At 57.9% G+C, this 17859-nt stretch carries 22 protein-coding genes and 1 other annotated feature; of the genes, 15 read left to right on the plus strand and 7 right to left on the minus strand.

The window, feature by feature from the left end; all coding sequences use genetic code 11:
- Positions 1-27 precede the first annotated feature (27 nt).
- Entirely contained in the window at positions 28-1548 is a 1521-nt protein-coding gene (locus AC1RQ9_RS14680) for an efflux transporter outer membrane subunit (RefSeq protein ID WP_485987522.1), read from the minus strand.
- Between the two features lie 118 nt (positions 1549-1666).
- On the opposite strand from AC1RQ9_RS14680, the gene AC1RQ9_RS14685 reads away from it, so the two are divergent.
- Positions 1667-2065, plus strand: coding sequence for an ArsR/SmtB family transcription factor (locus AC1RQ9_RS14685; RefSeq protein ID WP_485987524.1), 399 nt, complete (start codon positions 1667-1669; stop codon positions 2063-2065).
- 27 nt (positions 2066-2092) lie between these two features.
- Here AC1RQ9_RS14685 and AC1RQ9_RS14690 read toward each other — a convergent pair whose 3' ends face one another.
- On the minus strand, positions 2093-2815 hold the full coding sequence (locus AC1RQ9_RS14690) for a DsbA family oxidoreductase (RefSeq protein ID WP_485987525.1): 723 nt from the start codon (positions 2813-2815) through the stop codon (positions 2093-2095).
- A gap of 114 nt (positions 2816-2929) precedes the next feature.
- Between AC1RQ9_RS14690 and AC1RQ9_RS14695 the strand changes: the two genes are divergently transcribed.
- Together AC1RQ9_RS14695 and AC1RQ9_RS14700 are read left to right on the plus strand one after the other, a co-directional pair.
- Positions 2930-3610 (plus strand): alpha/beta hydrolase, encoded by a 681-nt coding sequence (locus AC1RQ9_RS14695; protein WP_485987526.1) that lies wholly within the window; start codon positions 2930-2932, stop codon positions 3608-3610.
- Between the two features lie 15 nt (positions 3611-3625).
- Positions 3626-4327, plus strand: a complete 702-nt coding sequence (locus AC1RQ9_RS14700; RefSeq protein ID WP_485987527.1) for a glutathione S-transferase N-terminal domain-containing protein — start codon at positions 3626-3628, stop codon at positions 4325-4327.
- A gap of 48 nt (positions 4328-4375) precedes the next feature.
- Here AC1RQ9_RS14700 and AC1RQ9_RS14705 read toward each other — a convergent pair whose 3' ends face one another.
- Positions 4376-4726, minus strand: a complete 351-nt coding sequence (locus tag AC1RQ9_RS14705; RefSeq protein ID WP_485987528.1) for a MerR family transcriptional regulator — start codon at positions 4724-4726, stop codon at positions 4376-4378.
- Positions 4727-4797: 71 nt separating this feature from the next.
- Here AC1RQ9_RS14705 and AC1RQ9_RS14710 point away from each other — a divergent pair, with 71 nt between their 5' ends.
- The 3 genes from AC1RQ9_RS14710 (at position 4798) to AC1RQ9_RS14720 (ending at position 7140) form a co-directional block, all read left to right on the plus strand.
- Positions 4798-5130, plus strand: coding sequence for an alcohol dehydrogenase catalytic domain-containing protein (locus AC1RQ9_RS14710; protein ID WP_485987529.1), 333 nt, complete (start codon positions 4798-4800; stop codon positions 5128-5130).
- A gap of 21 nt (positions 5131-5151) precedes the next feature.
- Positions 5152-6383, plus strand: a protein-coding gene (locus AC1RQ9_RS14715) for an IS3 family transposase (RefSeq protein ID WP_485987530.1) whose coding sequence is annotated in 2 segments (ribosomal slippage) — positions 5152-5443 and positions 5443-6383 — 1233 coding nt in all. Because the reading frame shifts where the segments join, the coding sequence is not laid out codon by codon here.
- Positions 5436-5552, plus strand: a sequence feature (AL1L pseudoknot). (Overlaps the previous gene by 117 nt.)
- A 43-nt stretch (positions 6384-6426) precedes the next feature.
- Entirely contained in the window at positions 6427-7140 is a 714-nt protein-coding gene (locus AC1RQ9_RS14720) for a zinc-dependent alcohol dehydrogenase family protein (RefSeq protein WP_485987531.1), read from the plus strand.
- 185 nt (positions 7141-7325) lie between these two features.
- Here AC1RQ9_RS14720 and AC1RQ9_RS14725 read toward each other — a convergent pair whose 3' ends face one another.
- Complete coding sequence (locus AC1RQ9_RS14725) at positions 7326-7922, minus strand: glutathione S-transferase family protein (protein WP_485987533.1); 597 nt, start codon at positions 7920-7922, stop codon at positions 7326-7328.
- A gap of 86 nt (positions 7923-8008) precedes the next feature.
- Here AC1RQ9_RS14725 and AC1RQ9_RS14730 point away from each other — a divergent pair, with 86 nt between their 5' ends.
- The 9 genes from AC1RQ9_RS14730 to AC1RQ9_RS14770 all read left to right on the plus strand — a co-directional run bounded on the left by AC1RQ9_RS14730 (position 8009) and on the right by AC1RQ9_RS14770 (position 14217).
- On the plus strand, positions 8009-8590 hold the full coding sequence (locus tag AC1RQ9_RS14730) for a TetR/AcrR family transcriptional regulator (RefSeq protein WP_485987534.1): 582 nt from the start codon (positions 8009-8011) through the stop codon (positions 8588-8590).
- Positions 8587-9186 carry an LOG family protein gene (locus AC1RQ9_RS14735; protein ID WP_485987536.1) on the plus strand — a complete coding sequence of 200 codons (600 nt, stop codon included), beginning with the start codon at positions 8587-8589 and terminating at the stop codon, positions 9184-9186. The genes AC1RQ9_RS14730 and AC1RQ9_RS14735 overlap by 4 nt, the downstream gene beginning before the upstream one ends.
- 43 nt (positions 9187-9229) lie before the next feature.
- Positions 9230-9694: an SAM-dependent methyltransferase gene (locus AC1RQ9_RS14740; protein ID WP_485987537.1), complete on the plus strand. Its 465-nt coding sequence runs from the start codon at positions 9230-9232 to the stop codon at positions 9692-9694.
- A gap of 132 nt (positions 9695-9826) precedes the next feature.
- Positions 9827-10561: a class I SAM-dependent methyltransferase gene (locus AC1RQ9_RS14745; protein ID WP_485987538.1), complete on the plus strand. Its 735-nt coding sequence runs from the start codon at positions 9827-9829 to the stop codon at positions 10559-10561.
- 75 nt (positions 10562-10636) lie between these two features.
- Complete coding sequence (locus tag AC1RQ9_RS14750) at positions 10637-11203, plus strand: DUF1203 domain-containing protein (protein ID WP_485987540.1); 567 nt, start codon at positions 10637-10639, stop codon at positions 11201-11203.
- Positions 11204-11224: 21 nt separating this feature from the next.
- Entirely contained in the window at positions 11225-12319 is a 1095-nt protein-coding gene (gene ada / locus AC1RQ9_RS14755) for a bifunctional DNA-binding transcriptional regulator/O6-methylguanine-DNA methyltransferase Ada (protein ID WP_485987542.1), read from the plus strand.
- Positions 12316-13020 carry a 2OG-Fe(II) oxygenase gene (locus AC1RQ9_RS14760; RefSeq protein WP_485987543.1) on the plus strand — a complete coding sequence of 235 codons (705 nt, stop codon included), beginning with the start codon at positions 12316-12318 and terminating at the stop codon, positions 13018-13020. Before ada ends, AC1RQ9_RS14760 begins: the two co-directional genes overlap by 4 nt.
- Positions 13010-13639: a DNA oxidative demethylase AlkB gene (gene alkB / locus AC1RQ9_RS14765; protein WP_485987551.1), complete on the plus strand. Its 630-nt coding sequence runs from the start codon at positions 13010-13012 to the stop codon at positions 13637-13639. Before AC1RQ9_RS14760 ends, alkB begins: the two co-directional genes overlap by 11 nt.
- The gene (locus AC1RQ9_RS14770) at positions 13636-14217 is read left to right on the plus strand and encodes a DNA-3-methyladenine glycosylase I (RefSeq protein WP_485987544.1); all 582 of its coding nucleotides are present in this window, start codon (positions 13636-13638) and stop codon (positions 14215-14217) included. The genes alkB and AC1RQ9_RS14770 overlap by 4 nt, the downstream gene beginning before the upstream one ends.
- Positions 14218-14438: 221 nt before the next feature.
- Here the strand turns inward: AC1RQ9_RS14770 and AC1RQ9_RS14775 are convergent, their stop codons facing one another.
- Genes AC1RQ9_RS14775 through AC1RQ9_RS14785 form a run of 3 tightly spaced genes read right to left on the minus strand, consistent with a single transcriptional unit; the run spans position 14439 to position 17382 of the window.
- Entirely contained in the window at positions 14439-16205 is a 1767-nt protein-coding gene (locus tag AC1RQ9_RS14775; protein WP_485987546.1) for an ABC-three component system protein, read from the minus strand.
- A complete protein-coding gene (locus tag AC1RQ9_RS14780) occupies positions 16202-16453 on the minus strand; it encodes an ABC-three component system middle component 6 (RefSeq protein ID WP_485987548.1) in 252 nt (83 codons plus the stop codon). Before AC1RQ9_RS14780 ends, AC1RQ9_RS14775 begins: the two co-directional genes overlap by 4 nt.
- On the minus strand, positions 16450-17382 hold the full coding sequence (locus tag AC1RQ9_RS14785) for an ABC-three component system protein (RefSeq protein ID WP_485987549.1): 933 nt from the start codon (positions 17380-17382) through the stop codon (positions 16450-16452). The genes AC1RQ9_RS14780 and AC1RQ9_RS14785 overlap by 4 nt, the downstream gene beginning before the upstream one ends.
- Positions 17383-17859: the final 477 nt, after the last annotated feature.

The raw sequence follows: 17859 nt of genomic DNA on the forward strand, positions 1-17859 counted from the left end.
GGAGGCCGAACGCGCATCAGATGCCGGTCATCGCGCCGCGAGCCGGACGGATCGCCACTGATCGGATGTGACATGGGCGTCGGCCAGGCCACCGCCCGTCGCCACCATGATCCGCACCGTCTGACGGAACATTTCGGTCTGTGCCCGCACCGTGTTCTGGCGTGCGAGCAGAACGAGCCGGCGGGCGTTGATCGGCTGGAGGATGTTTTCCCGACCCGCCTGATACCCGGCCTGACTCAGGGTCAGCGCATCATCGGCCGAGGTCAGGGCCTGAAGCTGGTTGTCCAGTTCCGTCGACGCGTTCTTCAGGCCGTTCAGACTATCGGCGACCTCCCGAAAGCCGTTGATGACCACTGACTGGTAGTGATCGAAAGCGATCCGATAGTCATCTTCCGCCTGTTTTTTCCGGGCCTTCAGGGTGCCGCCGTGGAACAGCGGCAGAGCAGCGCCGCCGATCAGGCGCCACGCCGCACCGGCGGGGCCACCCATCAGACCTTCGGCAGCGGCGGCCGCACTGAGGGTCAGGCGGGGATACAGGTCAGCCGTCCGGGCACCGATTTCGGCATTCGTCGCGCGCATCATGGCTTCGGCGCCGATGATATCCGGACGGGCATGGACAAGGTTGGAGGGCACGACCACAGGGATGTCTGGCGGAAGGCTGAAATCGGCGAGGGTCAGGGTCGGTGCGGTCCAGTTGGCGGGCGAATGTCCGGTCAGGACGGCCAGTGTCGTTCGCGCGGCTTCATGGGCATTGATCAGCGACGGCAGGAGAGACTGGTCGTGCGCCAACTGCGCTTCGGCCGTCACGACATCCAGTCGGGGTCTCCTGCCCGCCTGCCAGGCGCGTATCGCCAGACGAAGCGTTTCCCGGTCGGTGCTGATTACGTCATGAACGACAGCAATCTGCTCTGCTGTCGAGGCGGCTTCGAAGGCGGTCAGGACCGTGTCGCCGACCACCAGCAACATCGTGACGTCCCGGCGCTCCCTTTCGGCATCCTTTTGCGCGCCAGCCATCTGGATCAGACGATGGTTGCCTCCGAAAATATCGGGATCATACGAAAGGTCGAGACCTGCCGAGTAGGCGGAGAAAGCCGGGAAGGTCCATGCCCAGGGGCCGAACAGGGCGGCCCCATATTCCTGCCGTCCTTCGGTGCCGGTGGCGTCGATCTGGGGCATCAGGCTGCCTTGCGCGGCATGAAGTCCCTCGGCCGCCTTGCGCAGGTTGGCCTGGGCTGCCTGGATCGACCAGTTGTTCCGGAGTGCCTCGGTGACGAGGCCGTCCAGCCGGGGCGAACGAAAGAGACGCCACCAGTCGGAGCCTGGCTTCCCGGCGGCCTGATACGGGGAGTTGAACGAAGCTATGGTCGCTGTTTCCGACCGGGTTTCGCCGAATGTTGCGGCATTCGGTGGTTGGGGTGCCTTGTAGGTCGGGCCGACTGTGCAGCCTGTGAGGCCCGGCAGCAGGGCAACAAGAGTTAGCCAGGCCGGGCGTGGTGCTGCGGCGCTCCGCTTTGGCCTCTGGGTATGGAGCAGGAAATTGGATGGCAAGGCGGCCTCCGGGCGTCATGAACGAGTCTCTTTAATACGAACATATACGTACATACGGACCAAAGACCAGCCTTATCGAGAAACTGGTGTGTGACGGAGGCTGGGAAGCAGGGTTTTCTTGACCCGTACCCATGATACGCGTACCAATTCACGCATGATTGCACGTCATCCGAAACGCGAGGATATCCGGCTTGAAGCCGTGCTGACGGCATTGGGTAATCCCATCCGTCTTGCCGCGGTCCGGACAATTGCCGTGGGTGGCGAACACCCCTGCTGTGATGTGCTCCCGCAGATTCCGAAATCCACCATGACCCATCACTGGCGCGCCCTGCGTGACAGCGGTGTGGTCTGGCAGCGCCATATCGGTCGGGAATACCGTCTTGAGTTGCGGCGCGAAGATCTGGACAGTCGCTTTCCGGGTCTGCTGGATTCCATCCTTGGCCCGCTTGTCAGCGACCCGCTCACGCAGGAGACGATTTCCGAATACGACCGCTCCCGCCAAGGTGCGCCTGCCTGACGAAAGCACAGGCGGGACGGCCTTTGCTCAGGGAGTGCCGGAGCCGGAAGGCGGGATAACGCAGCCCGTGCTGTCGCAGGTCATGCCGCTGGTAGGGCTCTCGGACGCGGTTTTGCGCGCATTGTTCCATGACTGGCGCAGGGCGGCCAGCAATTGTGCTTTCGGCTGCGCGCCTGAAAGAGCGTAGGCGCCGTCGAAGGCAAAGAAGGGCACACCATGAATGCCGGCCTGCGACGCACGGGTTTCATCACGCCTGACATCTTCGGCGAAGTCGGTGCTCGTTAGCGTGGCGTGCGCGGCATCGCCATCAAGACCGACATCCTGCACAAGGCCGACAAGTACGTCATGGTCGGCGAGGGGGGCATTGTCGGTGAAATAGGCCCGGAACAGCCGTTCCGTCATCTCCGCGCCGCGACCGTGCTGCTCAGCAAATTTGGTCAGCCGGTGCGCGTCGAAGGTGTTGGTGTAGCGGACTGAGGCATAGCGCATGTCGAGGCCGCATCGGTCGCCCATGGATGTGATGTGGTCGATCATGGCCTGAGCGTCGCTTCGGCTTTTGCCGTATTTTCGCATGATGCGGTCGAGCGTTGTGGTGGTTACCGCCGGACCCGACGTCGGATCGAGTTCGAAGGCCTGGAAGACGATTTCGACTTCAGGGGCATGTTCGAATTCGGCCAGGGCGGCTTCGAGAAAGCGCTTGCCGATATAACAGTAGGGGCAGGCATAGTCAGACCAGATTTCGAGTTTCATGACAGGCTCCATGACGCTTGCGAGAAATACGTATGTATTCGTATCATGGTCTCTATCAAGCCTGCGGTCACGTCGCTGTGACTAGGTACAGGCGATACAGGAGGAGCAGCCATCATGATGACATCCCGCGTCCCGCTGGAATTTACGACCGGCCCCGATCCGGTGGCCACCATCATTCTCATTCATGGACTTGGCGCCAGCGGCGAGACTTTCCGGCCCGTGGCGCAGGCGCTGGATCTGAGCACAGTGGGCGCCGTGCGTTTTGTCCTGCCCAATGCGCCGGTCAGGTCGGTTTCCGTCTGTGGGGGCGAGCGGATGCCAGCCTGGTATGATCTGCTGGACCAGAATTTCGTGGCGCGGGAGGATGAGGCCGGACTGAAGGAAGCAGCGGCGTATTTCACGCGGCTGATCGATCGGGAAATCGAGCGGGGAATGGCGCCGGAGCGCATTGTGATCGGCGGATTTTCGCAGGGCGGCGCAATGTCGCTGATGACCGGCCTGCGCTATTCGTGTCCTTTGGCCGGGATCGCCGATCTGTCGGGTTATCTGCCCCTGGCACCCGCAACCGGCCGGGAACGTACTGCCGCAAGCCGCGCCACACCGATCTTCATGGGACATGGAACACGGGACGGCATTGTTCCGCTGGCACTTGCTGACGCAGCGCGCCGTCATCTGGCCGACTGGGGATATGACATAACCTGGCGGACCTATCCCATGGATCATACAATCACCGAGGCTGAAATCCGGGATCTGAACATCTGGCTGTCTGACGTGTTGAAGCCGACGACCCTCTGAGAAAGGACGCGTTCCATGATCGATCTTTTCTACTGGCCGACCCCGAACGGTCACAAGATCACGCTGTTTCTGGAAGAAGCCGGGCTGGATTACACCATTCATCCTGTCGATATCAGCGCGGGGGACCAGTTCCGGCCGGAGTTTCTGGCCATTTCTCCCAATAACCGGATGCCCGCGATAATTGACCGGAGCCCGAAAGATGGCGGTGAAGCCATCAGCATTTTTGAATCAGGGGCAATCCTCCTCTACCTCGCAGAAAAAACGGGGCGGTTTCTGCCTGAGGATATCCGGGGCCGCACGGCGGTCACCGAATGGCTGTTCTGGCAGGTTGGCGGTCTGGGACCGATGGCGGGGCAGAACCATCATTTCGGACAGTATGCGCCAGAGAAAATTCCCTACGCCATCACACGCTATGTCAACGAGACCAACCGTCTGTATGGCGTGATGGACCGGCGTCTGGCGCGGGTGCCATTCCTCGGTGGTGCCGAATACAGCATTGCGGATATGGCCAGCTATCCATGGGTCGTGCCGTGGCAGCGCCAGCAGCAGGACCTTGAGGAGTTTCCGAACCTGAAGCGCTGGTTTGATGCCATCGCCGCGCGACCGGCAACGATACGGGCCTATGAGAAAGGGAAAGACCTGTCAGCGCGACCAGGCGTGACGGAAGAGGGGAAGAAAATCCTCTTCGGTCAGACAGCCCGATCCGTCACCCGGTAAGACAGGACAATCAGCAGTTGGAACCCGTCCTGACTCTGGCGTAGCAGGTTAACCAGTCTGATCGATGTAGCGCCCCAGCATATCCCTGCTGGCCTGAAGGCGGTCGATCTGTGCGTCCATCTTCCGTCGTTCACGTTGCAGAATGGCGCGCAAGTTATCACAGGGCTGGAAGCTTGGGTCATCGGTCAGGATACAGGGCAGCAACTGACGGATCGCGTCCAGTTTCAGGCCCGCTTCGGTGAGCATCTGGATGCGCCGGACCGCGATCTCATCGCCTTCCGAATAGTCCCGATAGCCGGATTCCTGTCGATCGGGCGCAAGCAGGCCTTCCTGTTCGTAATAGCGCAGCATGCGGATACTCACATCTGTCCGACGGGCCAGCTCGCCGATCTTCATCATTTTCTCCTTGACCCTGACAGCGCTGTCAGACCTTAGCGTGCCTGTCGCATCACCGCACGGAGAATATGCACATGCGACTTTACCGACTGAAACATACCGAAAATGGCGTCCGTCCCGTTCTGGATGAAGCGCCGGATCCTTCGCCTGTTCCGGGCGAGGTTCTGGTGAAAATACAGGCCGCCAGCCTGAATTATCGGGATCTGCTTCTTCTGGGGGATCCGGCCATGACGGCAGCCGCTGGCCGCGTGCCACTTTCTGATGCTGCAGGTCTTGTTGCAGCAGTAGGGAAGGGCGTAGCTGACTGGAAGGAAGGCGATCTTGTATGCATTCCGTTCTTTCGGGACTGGATCGGCGGTATCTTTCGAAATGACTACATGAACTGCCCCGGGTTTACCGGAGAGTAAAACTCTCGGAGGATGAGCCCTATGGCAGAGAAGAAAACATCGCGTTATTCGCCTGAGTTCCGTGAGCGCGCCGTGCGCCTTCTGGACGAGCATCGCTCGGATTACCCGAGCCTATCGGCGGCCTGTCGCGAGATTGGTGGCAAGCTTGGCTGCTCGGGCGACAGCCTGCACGACTGGTGGAAGCAGGCCCGACGGGACGCTGGGGCGCAACCGGGGCCGACCTCGGCCGAGACGGCACGGATCAAGGCGTTGGAGCGTGAGGTCCGTGAACTGCGTCAGGCCAATGAGATCCTGAAGAAGGCTTCGGCTTATTTTGCGCAGGCGGAGCTCGACCGCCCGTTTCGCAAATGATCGCGTTTATTGAAACCTGCTGTGCCGATTATGGGGTCGAGCCAATCTGTCGCGTTCTGCCGATTGCCCCGTCCACGTTTTACCAGCAGGCGGTCATAGCAAGAGAACCGGCCAGGGCCAGCCCGCGTGCACGGCGCGATAGGGAGTTGATGGAACATATCCGTCGGATCTGGCAGGACAACCGTGCTGTTTATGGTGCGCGCAAGGTCTGGCACAGCCTGCAGCGTGAAGGACGACAGGTTGCGCGCTGCACTGTTGAGCGTCTGATGCGCAAGATGGGTCTGAAGGGTGTAATCCGGGGCCGGAAGGTCATCACGACCCGTCCGGATACGGCGCGCCCCTGTCCCGATGACAGGGTCAACCGGCAGTTCCGGGCCGAGGCCCCCAACCAGCTCTGGGTCTCGGACTTTACCTATGTCCAGACCTGGAATGGCATGGTTTATGTGGCGTTCGTCATCGATGTGTTCGCCCGCAGGATCGTGGGCTGGAAAGTCTCGACGTCCATGACCACCCAGTTCGTGCTCGATGCCCTTGAACAGGCCATCTGGCAACGAAAGCCCGCGGGAAACAAGCCGCTGATCCATCATTCGGACCGTGGATCACAATACCTGTCGATCCGATATACCGAACGCCTGGCGCTGGCTGACATAGACGCCTCGGTCGGCACGGTTGGGGACAGCTACGACAATGCACTGGCGGAAACGATCAACGGTTTATACAAGGCCGAGGTCATCCATCATCTGGGACCATGGAAATCCATGGCGCAGGTCGAATGGGAAACCCTCAAGTGGGTGGACTGGTATAATAATCGACGCCTGCTGGCGCCAATCGGCTACAGGCCTCCTGCCGAAGCCGAACGAGCCTTCTATGCAGATCAGAGCAGGCTTGATATCGCTGCCTGATTACTGAACAAATCGCTCTCCGGTAAACCCGGGGCAGTTCAACATGCGTTCGGCCTTTGGTGGTCCCAACACGGAAGGCGTCCTGCAGGACTATGTCAGCGTCCCGGCCGGGTCACTCATCGCAAAGCCTGTGCATCTCTCCTTTGAGGAGGCTGCGACGTTACCGTGTGCTGCAGTGACGGCATGGCAGGCGCTCATGGTCAGGGGACATCTGCGCGAAGGCGATACCGTGCTTGTTCAGGGGACAGGTGGCGTGGCGCTGTTTGCGCTTCAGTTTGCCGTAGCCAGGGGAGCGCGGGTCATCATCATCTCGTCTTCCGACGAAAAGCTTTCACGTGCCCGGAAACTGGGTGCATCCGAGCTGATCAATTATGTCAGGACGCCGGACTGGGATGAAGCTGTCAACACGCTTGCCCATGGAGACGGTGTCAGCCATGTCCTGGAACTGGGCGGACCGGAGACCTACCCCCGATCCATCAAATCGATCGGGGCCGGTGGCCACATTGCCCAGATAGGCGTGCTGACCGGCTTCGGGCCGCGCCCGGATATCGATCGCATCCGCAGCACCAATGCCAGCATTGACGGAATTACTGTGGGCTCCGGGGACCACTTTCGGGAAATGAATGCGTTTCTGACCCACCAGGAGATCCATCCTGTCATCGACAGGGTCTTTCCTTTCGAACAGGCAGGTGAGGCCTACGACTATCTTCAGAGCGCGAAGCACTTTGGAAAGATCGTGATCGATCTGTCCTCATAATACGCTTTCCGGTTTTCGAGGCACGCCAGCGTTAGTCTGCGAGGCCACGTCCTGTGCCGAGCAGGCAGACGCTGGCGTGCCTCCATATGCATAGGCCAGTGTGGAGGCGAAGATCTGCATGAAGCACGCTGTTTCGTAGTGTAATCGCTCACCCGGTTAACATCGCCGGTATCGAGGATGTTGCATCATGACAGGCCAGGCATCCGTATAAAACCGGGCAGCGTACGAACCCGTTCGAACCAGCGTTGCAGGGCAGCGTAGGGTGTGAGGTCAATACCGCCTTCAGGCCCGAGCGCGAGATAGGGAAATACGGCGCAATCTGCGATGGTCGGGTGTCCCAGTGCCAGCCAGTCATGAGTGGCAAGATGGGCGTCAATTCGAGGCAGAAGCCGATCTGTCCAGCGGAGTGCCGCGTCCATATCCAGCGGATATCCGAATTTGCGGATCAGTCGTGCCGTATTCGGCCCGTTACGAATTTCGGATGCTGCCACTGACAGCCATTCCATGATCAGGGCCTGCGAACGACCATCTTCCGGCCACCAGTTCCGTGTCTCAAGCTTTGCAGCGAGATAGACAAGAATGGCCTGGGAGTCCCGGATGACGGTTGGTCCATCGACGAGCACCGGCACTTCCTGCCAGGGATTGAGGGCTGTGAAGGCAGCACTCTTCTGTTCGCCTGCGCTCAGGTCAACGGGGATAAGCTCCAGCTCAATTCCGGTAAGGGCCGCGAACAGGCGCACCTTGTAGCAGTTTCCGGACAGTTCGAGATCATAGAGTTGCATCGTCTCGTAACCTTTCCCCATCTTTCTTGCCTCTAAACTCAGGCGAAGTTATAAAAGCTACCGATCGGTCGGGTGTAAAGGCTAAAATGAAGACGACGCTGCGTAATATCGTGATGGAGGCCCGTGAGCTGTTTCGGGAGCACGGTTATGATGGTGCCTCCATGCAGGATCTTGCGTCTCGGGTTGGGCTGAAAAAGGCCAGTCTTTACACGCGTTTTCCGAATAAGGAGGCGCTTGTCCCGGAAGTCCTGGCACTTACTCTGGAAGAGACTCTCCAAGGTTTGCCGGACCCGAACGATGACTGGCGGCTCACCTGGCAAACTTTAATCGGGCGCATTGAAAAGACACTTGAAGAGCGCCAACGCTGTGTCGGGCTGCATCTGGCCTACGGGGTAACGTCGGCTATGCCCGACGCCCAAGCCGCAGTCTGTCAGTTCTTTATGGCCCTGCGTGAGCAAATGGCCCAGATATTGCGGGCCGGCGATATTGCTGACCCGAATGCAGTTGCCGCAGACACTCTGGCGCAGCTTGAGGGTGCCACGCTGTGGATCATGACGTCTGGAGATATGGCACCGCTCCGTCGGGCTGTGGAAAAGGCCCGCGAGATCTCTCCCCTGTCATTAATTTCTTCACCACCTCTCGAGGTACAGGAAAGGAAAAAGCATTGAGAATTGCCGTATTCTGTGGATCAGCGTCTGGACATGACCCTGTGTACCAGCATGCAGCAAAACAGCTTGGTCAGACGCTTGCCCGTCAGGGGATCGGTCTCGTTTATGGCGGCGGTCATGTCGGCCTGATGGGCGCAGTTGCTGACGCCGCACTGGTACATGGCGGAGAGGTTATAGGCGTGATGCCTCAGGCGCTTGTCGATCGGGAAATTGCCCATAACGGACTGACCCGTCTCGATGTTGTTTCGGACATGCATGCGCGTAAGGATCGTATGTCAGAACTGGCTGACGGGTTCGTAGCATTACCCGGCGGTGCGGGGACTCTGGAAGAGCTATTCGAACAGTGGACCTGGGCTCAACTCGGGATTCATGAAAAGCCATGTGGCTTTCTAAACGTGAATGGTTATTTCAATCCTCTCTTGTCCATGGTCTACCAAATGGTCGATCAAGGCTTCATGAAGCCAGATTATGGCCAGATGCTTGTGGTCGTTGATGAGGTCGAGGCATTGCTTCAGAATTTTTCGCAATACAGTCCACCGAAGCGGAAGTGGGCTGAAAAGCTTGCAAAAAGATCATGCACGATTGGTACGACCTAACCGCTTTATCTTTAGGCACTGCAGCGGCAGGAGGACGGGATAAATGGACTATACACTTGAACCGATCGGATATGTTCGTGGAGGAAGGACTGCGCCTGTTGATGACAATTGGGGCGGTTCCCACGCAACTATAGAACTTGACCAGGCACGCTTTACCAGCGAGGCCTTGGCTGGTTTGGACAGCTTCAGTCATGTTGAGGTGATCTATCTTTTTGACAGAGTCTTGCCCGAAAAAATTGAATATGGTGCACGTCATCCACGAGGACGGCAGGATTGGCCTCTGATCGGGATATTCGCACAGCGAGGTAAAAACAGGCCGAACCGACTGGGTGCTACGATATGCAGAATTGGTGCGGTGGATGGTACAAAGTTTCATGTCGAGGGACTGGATGCGATTGATGGTACCCCAGTGATCGATATCAAACCGGTCATGCGAGAATTCCTGCCGCATGGGGAATTACGTCAGCCCGAATGGGTTGCGGAACTGATGAAAAATTACTGGAAGTGAGGTAGCGTAAAGCCAAGAACGGAGTTCAGGCGTTCATGGGGATAGCAAGAAACCTCAGTGGTCTCTACAGAAAAAATATTATTTCGAATCTCCAGTTCAGATTGAGATATTCACTTGGATGGTAACGGGACTATGAACGAAGCTGTACGCCATTATGATCAACTTCTTGCGGCCCATTGCTCGTGGATGAATGGGTTGCCTCTGAGGGAGAAGGTTGCTGAACAGAAAGCACTTCTTACAAATCTGGGTCTGGGCGATGGTCCGACAGGGGCAGCCATAGATCTTGGATGCGGGCCTGGTTATCAGTCGTTTGCTCTGGCAGACATTGGATACAGTCCGGTGATTGCCATCGATACAAGCGCTGATCTTCTGGCAGAGTTGGAAAAGGCCAGAACAGACTGCCAGGTCAGGACAGTCCGCGCAGACCTGCGTAATTTCCCGACGCTGGTTGAACCGACTTCGATAGATGCAATCGTCTGTATGGGCGATACGCTGACTCATCTCGACAAGCGGGTCGACGTATCAAAACTCTATCGTGATGCTTACGATGCTTTGGCGCCGGGTGGACGCTTTGTTCTTACCTTCCGTGATTTTTCACAGGAACTTACCGGAGTGGATCGTTTTATTCCTGTCCGGGCTGATGATCACCGTATCATGACCTGTGTGCTGGAATATGAGGCGGAGAGCGTCGTTGTATACGATCTGGTTCATGTGCGTGATGAAGCTGGATGGACTTTTCAGAAGAGCAGTTACCGGAAATTACGTCTTTCTCCGTCTAAGCAGGTCGTCGAACTGGAAGAAACTGGTTTTACGATCGATCACGCTAAGTCTGTGGGTCGGATTTACGCGATTTCAGCACGGAAATAAAATAATAGTATGGCATACGCACAGAATTGATAAACACCGGCCGTTCAAAATCAGTCTGTCGGCGTGAGTCGAACAGTGCCGCAAAAATTCGAATTTGATCGCAAGATTCGGAGCGCCGCGCTCTGGGGACGCGGTTACGGTCGTAAGCAGAAAGACAATCGACCGGAGATCACCATGTCATTCCGTATAACCGGCCTGGACCCGGCTCCTTTCCGTCACCTCTACGGCATGAGCGATGCCGATCTGAGCGCCCGGAATGTACGTCGCCATATCGCCGACAGAGTTGCCGGCTTCCCTGACCGTGTTGAACTGCGTGATGCGGAGCCGGGAAAAGCGGCGTTGCTTCTGAATTACACACACCAGCCCGAGCAGACGCCGTACCGGTCAAGCCACGCCATTTTCGTTCGGGAAGGGGCCGAGGCGCAATATGATGGGATCGACACCATTCCGGACTCACTCGGGGTCCGTCTCATGGCGTTGAGAGCCTTTGATGCCCGGCATGACATGATTGCGGCAGAAATCGTGGAAGGTACCCAACTGGAATCCTTGATCGAACAGTTTTTCGACAGACTTGAAACCGCGTATCTTCATGCGCACTATGCCAGACGCGGATGTTACGCGGCCCGTATTGACCGGGTGTAGGAGAGCGCAGCCGTGACAACGATGAGCACAGACATACCGGTGGCTGTTCGGGCAGATGCATCTGTATCTTCATCTATCGAACAGGATCCGCGATGGGATCGGATCCTGAGGCGCGACAGAACGGCTGATGGCCTGTTCTGGTATTCCGTCATCACCACGGGGATCTACTGCCGCCCCTCCTGCCCCTCGCGCAGGCCGCACGCGGAAAACGCATGTATTCATGGAACCGTCGATGAGGCACGTGCGACAGGGGCGCGTCCATGCCGACGCTGCGACCCGGATGGCGCGCTTGCGGAAACCGGCCATAACGGACTGGTGACGCGGGCCTGCCGAATGATCGAAGCCAGCGAGACGCCTCCAACGCTCGATGTGCTGGCACAGGAAGCGGGGCTCAGCCCCACCTATTTTCAGCGTGTCTTCAGGCGTATCACCGGGCTTTCGCCCCGTCAGTATGGTGAAGCCTGCCGTGCGGAACGCCTGCGTCGCGCTCTACGCTCTTCTGCGACCGTGACGGAAGCCATCTATGCGGCTGGCTATAATTCCAGCAGCCGTTTTTATGAAAAGGCCGACAGTCTGCTTGGCATGAAGCCCGGTGTCCTGCGTGGTGGTGCTCCGGCAGAACGGCTGCGCTTTGCCATCGGACAGTGCTCACTGGGCGCGATCCTTGTCGCTTCAGGGGAGCGGGGGATCGTGGCGATCCTCATGGGGGACGATCCGGATACGCTTGCCCGTGATCTTCAGGACCGCTTTTCAAACGCGGAACTGGTCGGGGCGGACCCTGATTACGAGGATCATGTCGCGCAGGTCGTGGGTCTCGTCGAAACGCCAGCTGTCGGGCTGGAGTTGCCGCTTGATATCCGGGGTACGGCTTTCCAGCAGCGGGTATGGAACGCGCTCCGGGCCATTTCGGCCGGCCAGACCGCAACCTATACCGAGATTGCCAGGGCAATCGGTCATCCGGAGTCCGTGCGGGCGGTTGCCAATGCCTGTGGCGCCAATGCCCTGGCTGTTGCCATTCCGTGTCATCGCGTCGTGCGCAGGGACGGGACATTATCGGGCTATCGCTGGGGTGTCGCCCGTAAGAAAGCACTACTGGAACGGGAAAAGGACGCATGAGTCCGGACAGCCTTGCAACGATAGACTGGAAAGATATTTCCAGCAGGCTGGATGAGGATGGCTGGGCCGTGATTCCCGGACTGCTGAATGAGGCCGCGTGTCAGTCACTTTCGACCCTTTATGCCAATGAGGCGGGCTTTCGCAGCCGTGTCATCATGGCGCGGCATGGGTTCGGGCGCGGAGAATACCGCTATTTCTCCTATCCCCTGCCATCTCTGGTCACGACATTGCGCGAGAAACTCTATCCTTTTCTAGTTCCGACCGCGAACCACTGGATGGAACGCATGGGACTGACGCCCCGTTTCCCTGCGGATCACCAGACCTTTCTTGCCCGCTGCCACGCGGCGGGGCAGGCGCGACCTACACCGCTATTATTACGATACGGACCAAGTGATTATAACTGCCTGCATCAGGATCTTTACGGGGAGCATGTCTTTCCCATCCAGCTTGCCGTTCTGCTGTCATGCCCGGACAGGGATTTCACCGGGGGTGAGTTCGTCCTGACGGAGCAACGCCCCCGCATGCAGTCGCGTGTGGATGTTGTGCCCCTCAGGCAGGGTGATGGCGTGCTGTTTGCTGTCAACCAAAGGCCAAAAACAGGCACACGTGGCAGTTATCGCGTCACATTGCGCCACGGTGTCAGCCGCATCCGGACCGGACTCCGTCATACGTTGGGGGTCATCTTCCATGATGCAGCCTGACCTGTTTGACGCAGCGCGTGACGATATTATGCTTTCCGCTGGTGCCCTGTTTCTTCACGGCTTTGCTATGGCAGAGGCGGCGCCGTTGCTCGCTCATATCCGGACCATCGCGACCTATTCGCCTTTCCGGCACATGCATACTCCAGGCGGACGGCGTATGTCGGTCGCCATGACCAGTTGTGGCCAGTTTGGCTGGACAAGCGGGCGCGAGGGGTATGGTTATACATCACACGATCCCGATAGCGGGCAGGCATGGCCGCTAATGCCGCCTGTCTTCCGCGAACTGGCGCGCAACGCCGCCGCCCGAGCAGGCTTTGCGGATTTCAGTCCCGATACCTGTCTTGTCAACCGGTATGCGCCGGGTGCCCGGTTATCGCTGCATCAGGATCTGGATGAGGGAGATATGAACGCCCCGATCGTATCCGTATCGCTCGGGATGCCTGCTATTTTCCTATGGGGTGGCCCGAGACGAAGTGATGCCAGACGACGTATAACCCTGCATGAAGGGGACGTGATGGTATGGGGCAGAGAGGCACGCATGAATTTTCATGGGGTTGAACCGCTACCACCCGGCAAGGGTACCTATCGCTACAATCTGACGTTCCGCAAGGCGCGATGACCCGCGACGAACGTACTCGCTGTCACTGGGCACGCACGGATGCCCTGCTGCAAGCCTATCATGATACTGAATGGGGTGTGCCGGAACATGACTCCCGAGCCTTGTGGGAAAAGCTCATGCTTGACGGTTTTCAGGCCGGCCTGTCATGGCGGATCATTCTGAGCAGGCGGGAGGCTTTTCGTGCGGCCTTTGCCGGGTTCAGGCCAGAAATCGTGGCGGGCTATGGTGAGAAGGAAGTCGGTCAGTTGCTGGCCAATGGGAACATCATCCGTTCGCAGACCAAGATCAGGGCGGTGATCCGCAATGCCCGTGCCTATCTGGTCATGCAGGAAGCGGGGGAGGATTTCGCCAATTTTGTGTGGGGTAGTGTGCAGGGAAAACCAGTTATGGGGGACGGGTCAGGCACGACAACACGCTCGATAGCAGGGAATGAACTTTCTGCTGCGTTGAAAAAGCGCGGTTTCAGCTTTGTGGGACCGGTGATCGTGCATGCATGGATGCAGGCCTGTGGCATCATCAATGATCATGAAACTAAATGCTTCTGTCGGGGCAGCGTAAAGGATAGAAGACCCTTGTAATCAGGATCGTGATCGTTCGCTCAGAAGCGGGATCATCTATCATCGGTAGTAATAGTCCGCTTACGCTCTCATGTCAGACGTCGAAGCGGTGATGCTGGCGTCCCGAAAGCTGACATTGCTAAGTGAAGCGTGAAAGACTGAATATCACAGAACTGGCCATTTAGCGGGCAAACCATGGATGACTAGGGGTGGTCGACATCGGCGCGCGATAATTGTTGCGCTTAATCGAACCTAAAGCCGAACAACCCGCCATCCTCGCCATCGTCCGACAGCCGCGTGGACAGCACATACGCGTTCTTGTCGAACGCAGCGGGCAACGGCAGGCGATCGAAGATGTCCGAGTTCATCGTCACCAGATACTGCCCGCCGATCCGGTCAGCAGTCACCTTTCCGAGTTGGATAGCCTTCGACACCTGACGCTCGTCCACGCCGTCAAAGAGATGGCTGTCATGGATCAAAAAGCCAGGACCCCGCTTGGCGTCTGAGGTGAGCGATAGCAGCGCGAGGTCCAAGCAGAAGATCTCGATCTGGGAGATACCTCCACCTCGGTCTCCCTGAATCGATATCTCGAACTCAGGACCACTATCTTCAGCGGCAACGACAAACCCGCCGGTCCGATCACTGTAGAGCTGCTCAATCGCTCCGCCGATGAAAAGGATCGCCTTATCCAGCTGAGCCTGGCGGGCCTGATGATCGTCCTGCAGACGCCGCTTCAGATTGATGCGGTCGCCTTCCAGCTCCGTCTTCTCGCCCTCTAGAACCTCAGCCGCCTTGAAGCGTTCGCGCAATGCTGCCGCCTCAACCGCCCGTCTGGCGAGATGTTCCTGCAATGCCGTGAAATCTTCGAACGCACCGCTGCCTTTGAGAAATTGGAGGATCTTACTTCGCTCACCGTCTAACGCCGCCGAGAGCACTTCTCCGTTGGAGAGTTCCAATTTTGTGCTGTCGATCTGCTCCTGAAGACGCTTCCGTCGGTTTGCCACCACTGACTCATGGAACGCCTTTACCTCCTCGAAGCGCCGCACCGCGACGGTAGGAAGTTCGATGCCGACTGCCCTGTAGAGCCGAGCGACATTCGTGATCGCAGGCGGCTGCTCGCCCCTGTAGCTGGTTTCAAGATGATCCAGCGTTTGCTTGAGGATCACCGCATTGCGCTCGATTGCGAGCATCTCGCCACGGATCGCCGACGCACGGTCGGACATCTCCCGGTAGGTGTCGACGACGCGAAATGCCGCGAGGTCCGCTCGTAGCTTCTCGACGTTTGCTTCCGCCAGGACGACCCTCGGACGCAGTTCCGCGACAGTGCCGATGATGTCTCCGACCGCGCCGCCTTCAGCTGCTTTTTTTAGTTCCTTGAGTTGGTTCTCGCGCTGGCGCACCTTCTCGATCTCGAACGGTATCGTCCAATCGAGGCCCAGGAGATAAGAGAGGTTCACTTGGCTGTCCCACGTGGCCTGCTTCTCGGCTTGCTTACCCGGACGTATGAAACCGCCGCGGCGGCGGACAAAATAGGCGATCATCGAACGGTAGCTGGGCGTGAACGATTGTGCGAACGCCGTTCCCTTGGTGGGAAACGGCATCGCGAAAAGGCGGTTGCCGAGGAATTCCTTCCACACCTCATTCGAGACAAAGTGATGACCCGTCTTTTTATCTAACTTCGGCGTTAGCCCGAAAGCAGTCGCCTTCTCCTCGTCGACCAGAATTTTCGACGGCGCATTGCCGGAGCGCCCTACCTTGATCTGCTTGCCGCCGAGTTCGAACGTTCCATAGAACGTGTAAGCCTTGAGTGCGTCGTGGCAGGCTACGGCACTTGATGCTTTACTTCCGAGTAGAAAGTTTATGACGTCCACAAGGCTGGACTTGCCAGCGCTGTTTCGCGTCTGCTTCTCGCCCGACGAGGGCGATTTGTCGGCAAGCAGCACGTTCAATCCGGGCCTCAGCCGAACAGGCTTGAAGCTGGGCAGGTCACTTTCAATGGATATGATCATTGCCTACCCTCGGTCCGCACCACCAACCCTTCCGACAGTTCGACCGCGAAGATCGAGTTGAGGAACGTCAGCGCCAGAACGAACCAGTCATAGGGCAGCGGTGCGCCTTGTCCAGTTGCGCATCGCGCAGCCAGAACCCGCTCCCAGATCTCCGAGACCGCGCGCGGTTCCTCTAGCTGGGCAAGTATTTCGCCACCGATCGCGGCTAGAGAACGGCTCGCAGGTATATGCTTTGTGGGAAGAATCATGTCCCAACCTTGTCGGCTTGATCCTCGAATATCTCGCAAGCATCGAACAAGTATGCCAGCAATGCCTGCGCCGCCACCTGCCTGACGGTTGTCACCGAGCCCATGCCTGTCGTCTGCTCGTAAAGGACGTCCATGATCTGTCCGGGTGTAAGCGCTTCCTGCTTGAGCTCCAGATATCGACTAGAGAACGCCTGTGCAATCCGGGCGCCTAACTCAACATCCGAGTTCTGCTCGAAATATTGCTGGACGTATGGCCCGTTGGTCGACGCAAGGGTCAGCAACTGGACCCAGTGGCCGGGAAGCTGATTGAAGGCGAGCTTGTCCGACGGCACCGGCTTGATAGAGCTGTTTAGAATGGTCCCGGACGATATCGAAGCCATTAACGAATCCGTCAGAAGTCTGACTTCCTCGAGTTTCAGGTTCTGGCTATCCTCCGCTGTCGCGGCGGGCCCCAGAAGATTGAAGAGCTCTATTTCGCTGAGTTCATCGACAATTATCCAGAGGCTCGCTGGCCCAAACATGCCGACAACGTGGGCGCCGGTCTGCTTGATTTCCTCAACTTTCTGAACCGCCTCGATTGGGAGCCCGCTTACGAGATTGTGGGCGAAGTGCCATTCCTTCATGATCGTACCGAGATGACCGCCTGCAAGCTGGTAGTCTTCACCGATCTTTTTCGTGATCGTCGCAGCATTAGGGGCGGCGTCCTCCAGTTTTCCGTAACACTGAAAAACCTGCCCGCCGGTGCTTCTGTAGCCGTCGCAGCCCTTGTCTCCAAGCGAGCCGAAGGGCCTAACCCTGATGAAGTCGCTGCCGTATCGGGCTTCCATTATGGTGGAGAAGAAATCTTGGAACGCGGCGCCGTAGGCATTCCGGACCCTGAGATCAAAACTCACCCGATACTGCCATCGCTGAATCGGCTGCATTGCCATCTTCGCTAGTTCGTCCCTCCCCCCCGCTCCACGACGCTCGGAGCTAGCCATCGTCATATGCGTTTCGTAACTCAGTTCAATCTCTCGGCATAGTCTTGAAATGTAGGGTCACAGTTGCGTCGCTTCCGCACATAAAAATTGTCGTAGCCTGTTGATTGCCACTGAGATGTGACGCGGGATTACCACTAAGAATTTCCCCTCTGACGGGTCTGGGGTGCCTTAACTGCTGGTGCACATGGAGACGCCGTGTGGTAGTCGTGTCAGAATGCGGACATTCATGGTGCCCGACCTGAGCGATCGACTCTGGCCGATAGCCCTCATGAGTGTGAAAGCTGCGAATGGCAGCATTCAATCATTTCTTCCGGATAACCGACGCTCCGCTCCTCCATAATCGTCTATCCGCTCTACATGAGCGATGCAGACAAACAGCTATCGCTCTCATCGCAGTCATATAGCTTGCCAAGAGGCATTTCCGCT

It is taken from the genome of Komagataeibacter ossonobensis (assembly GCF_057359305.1).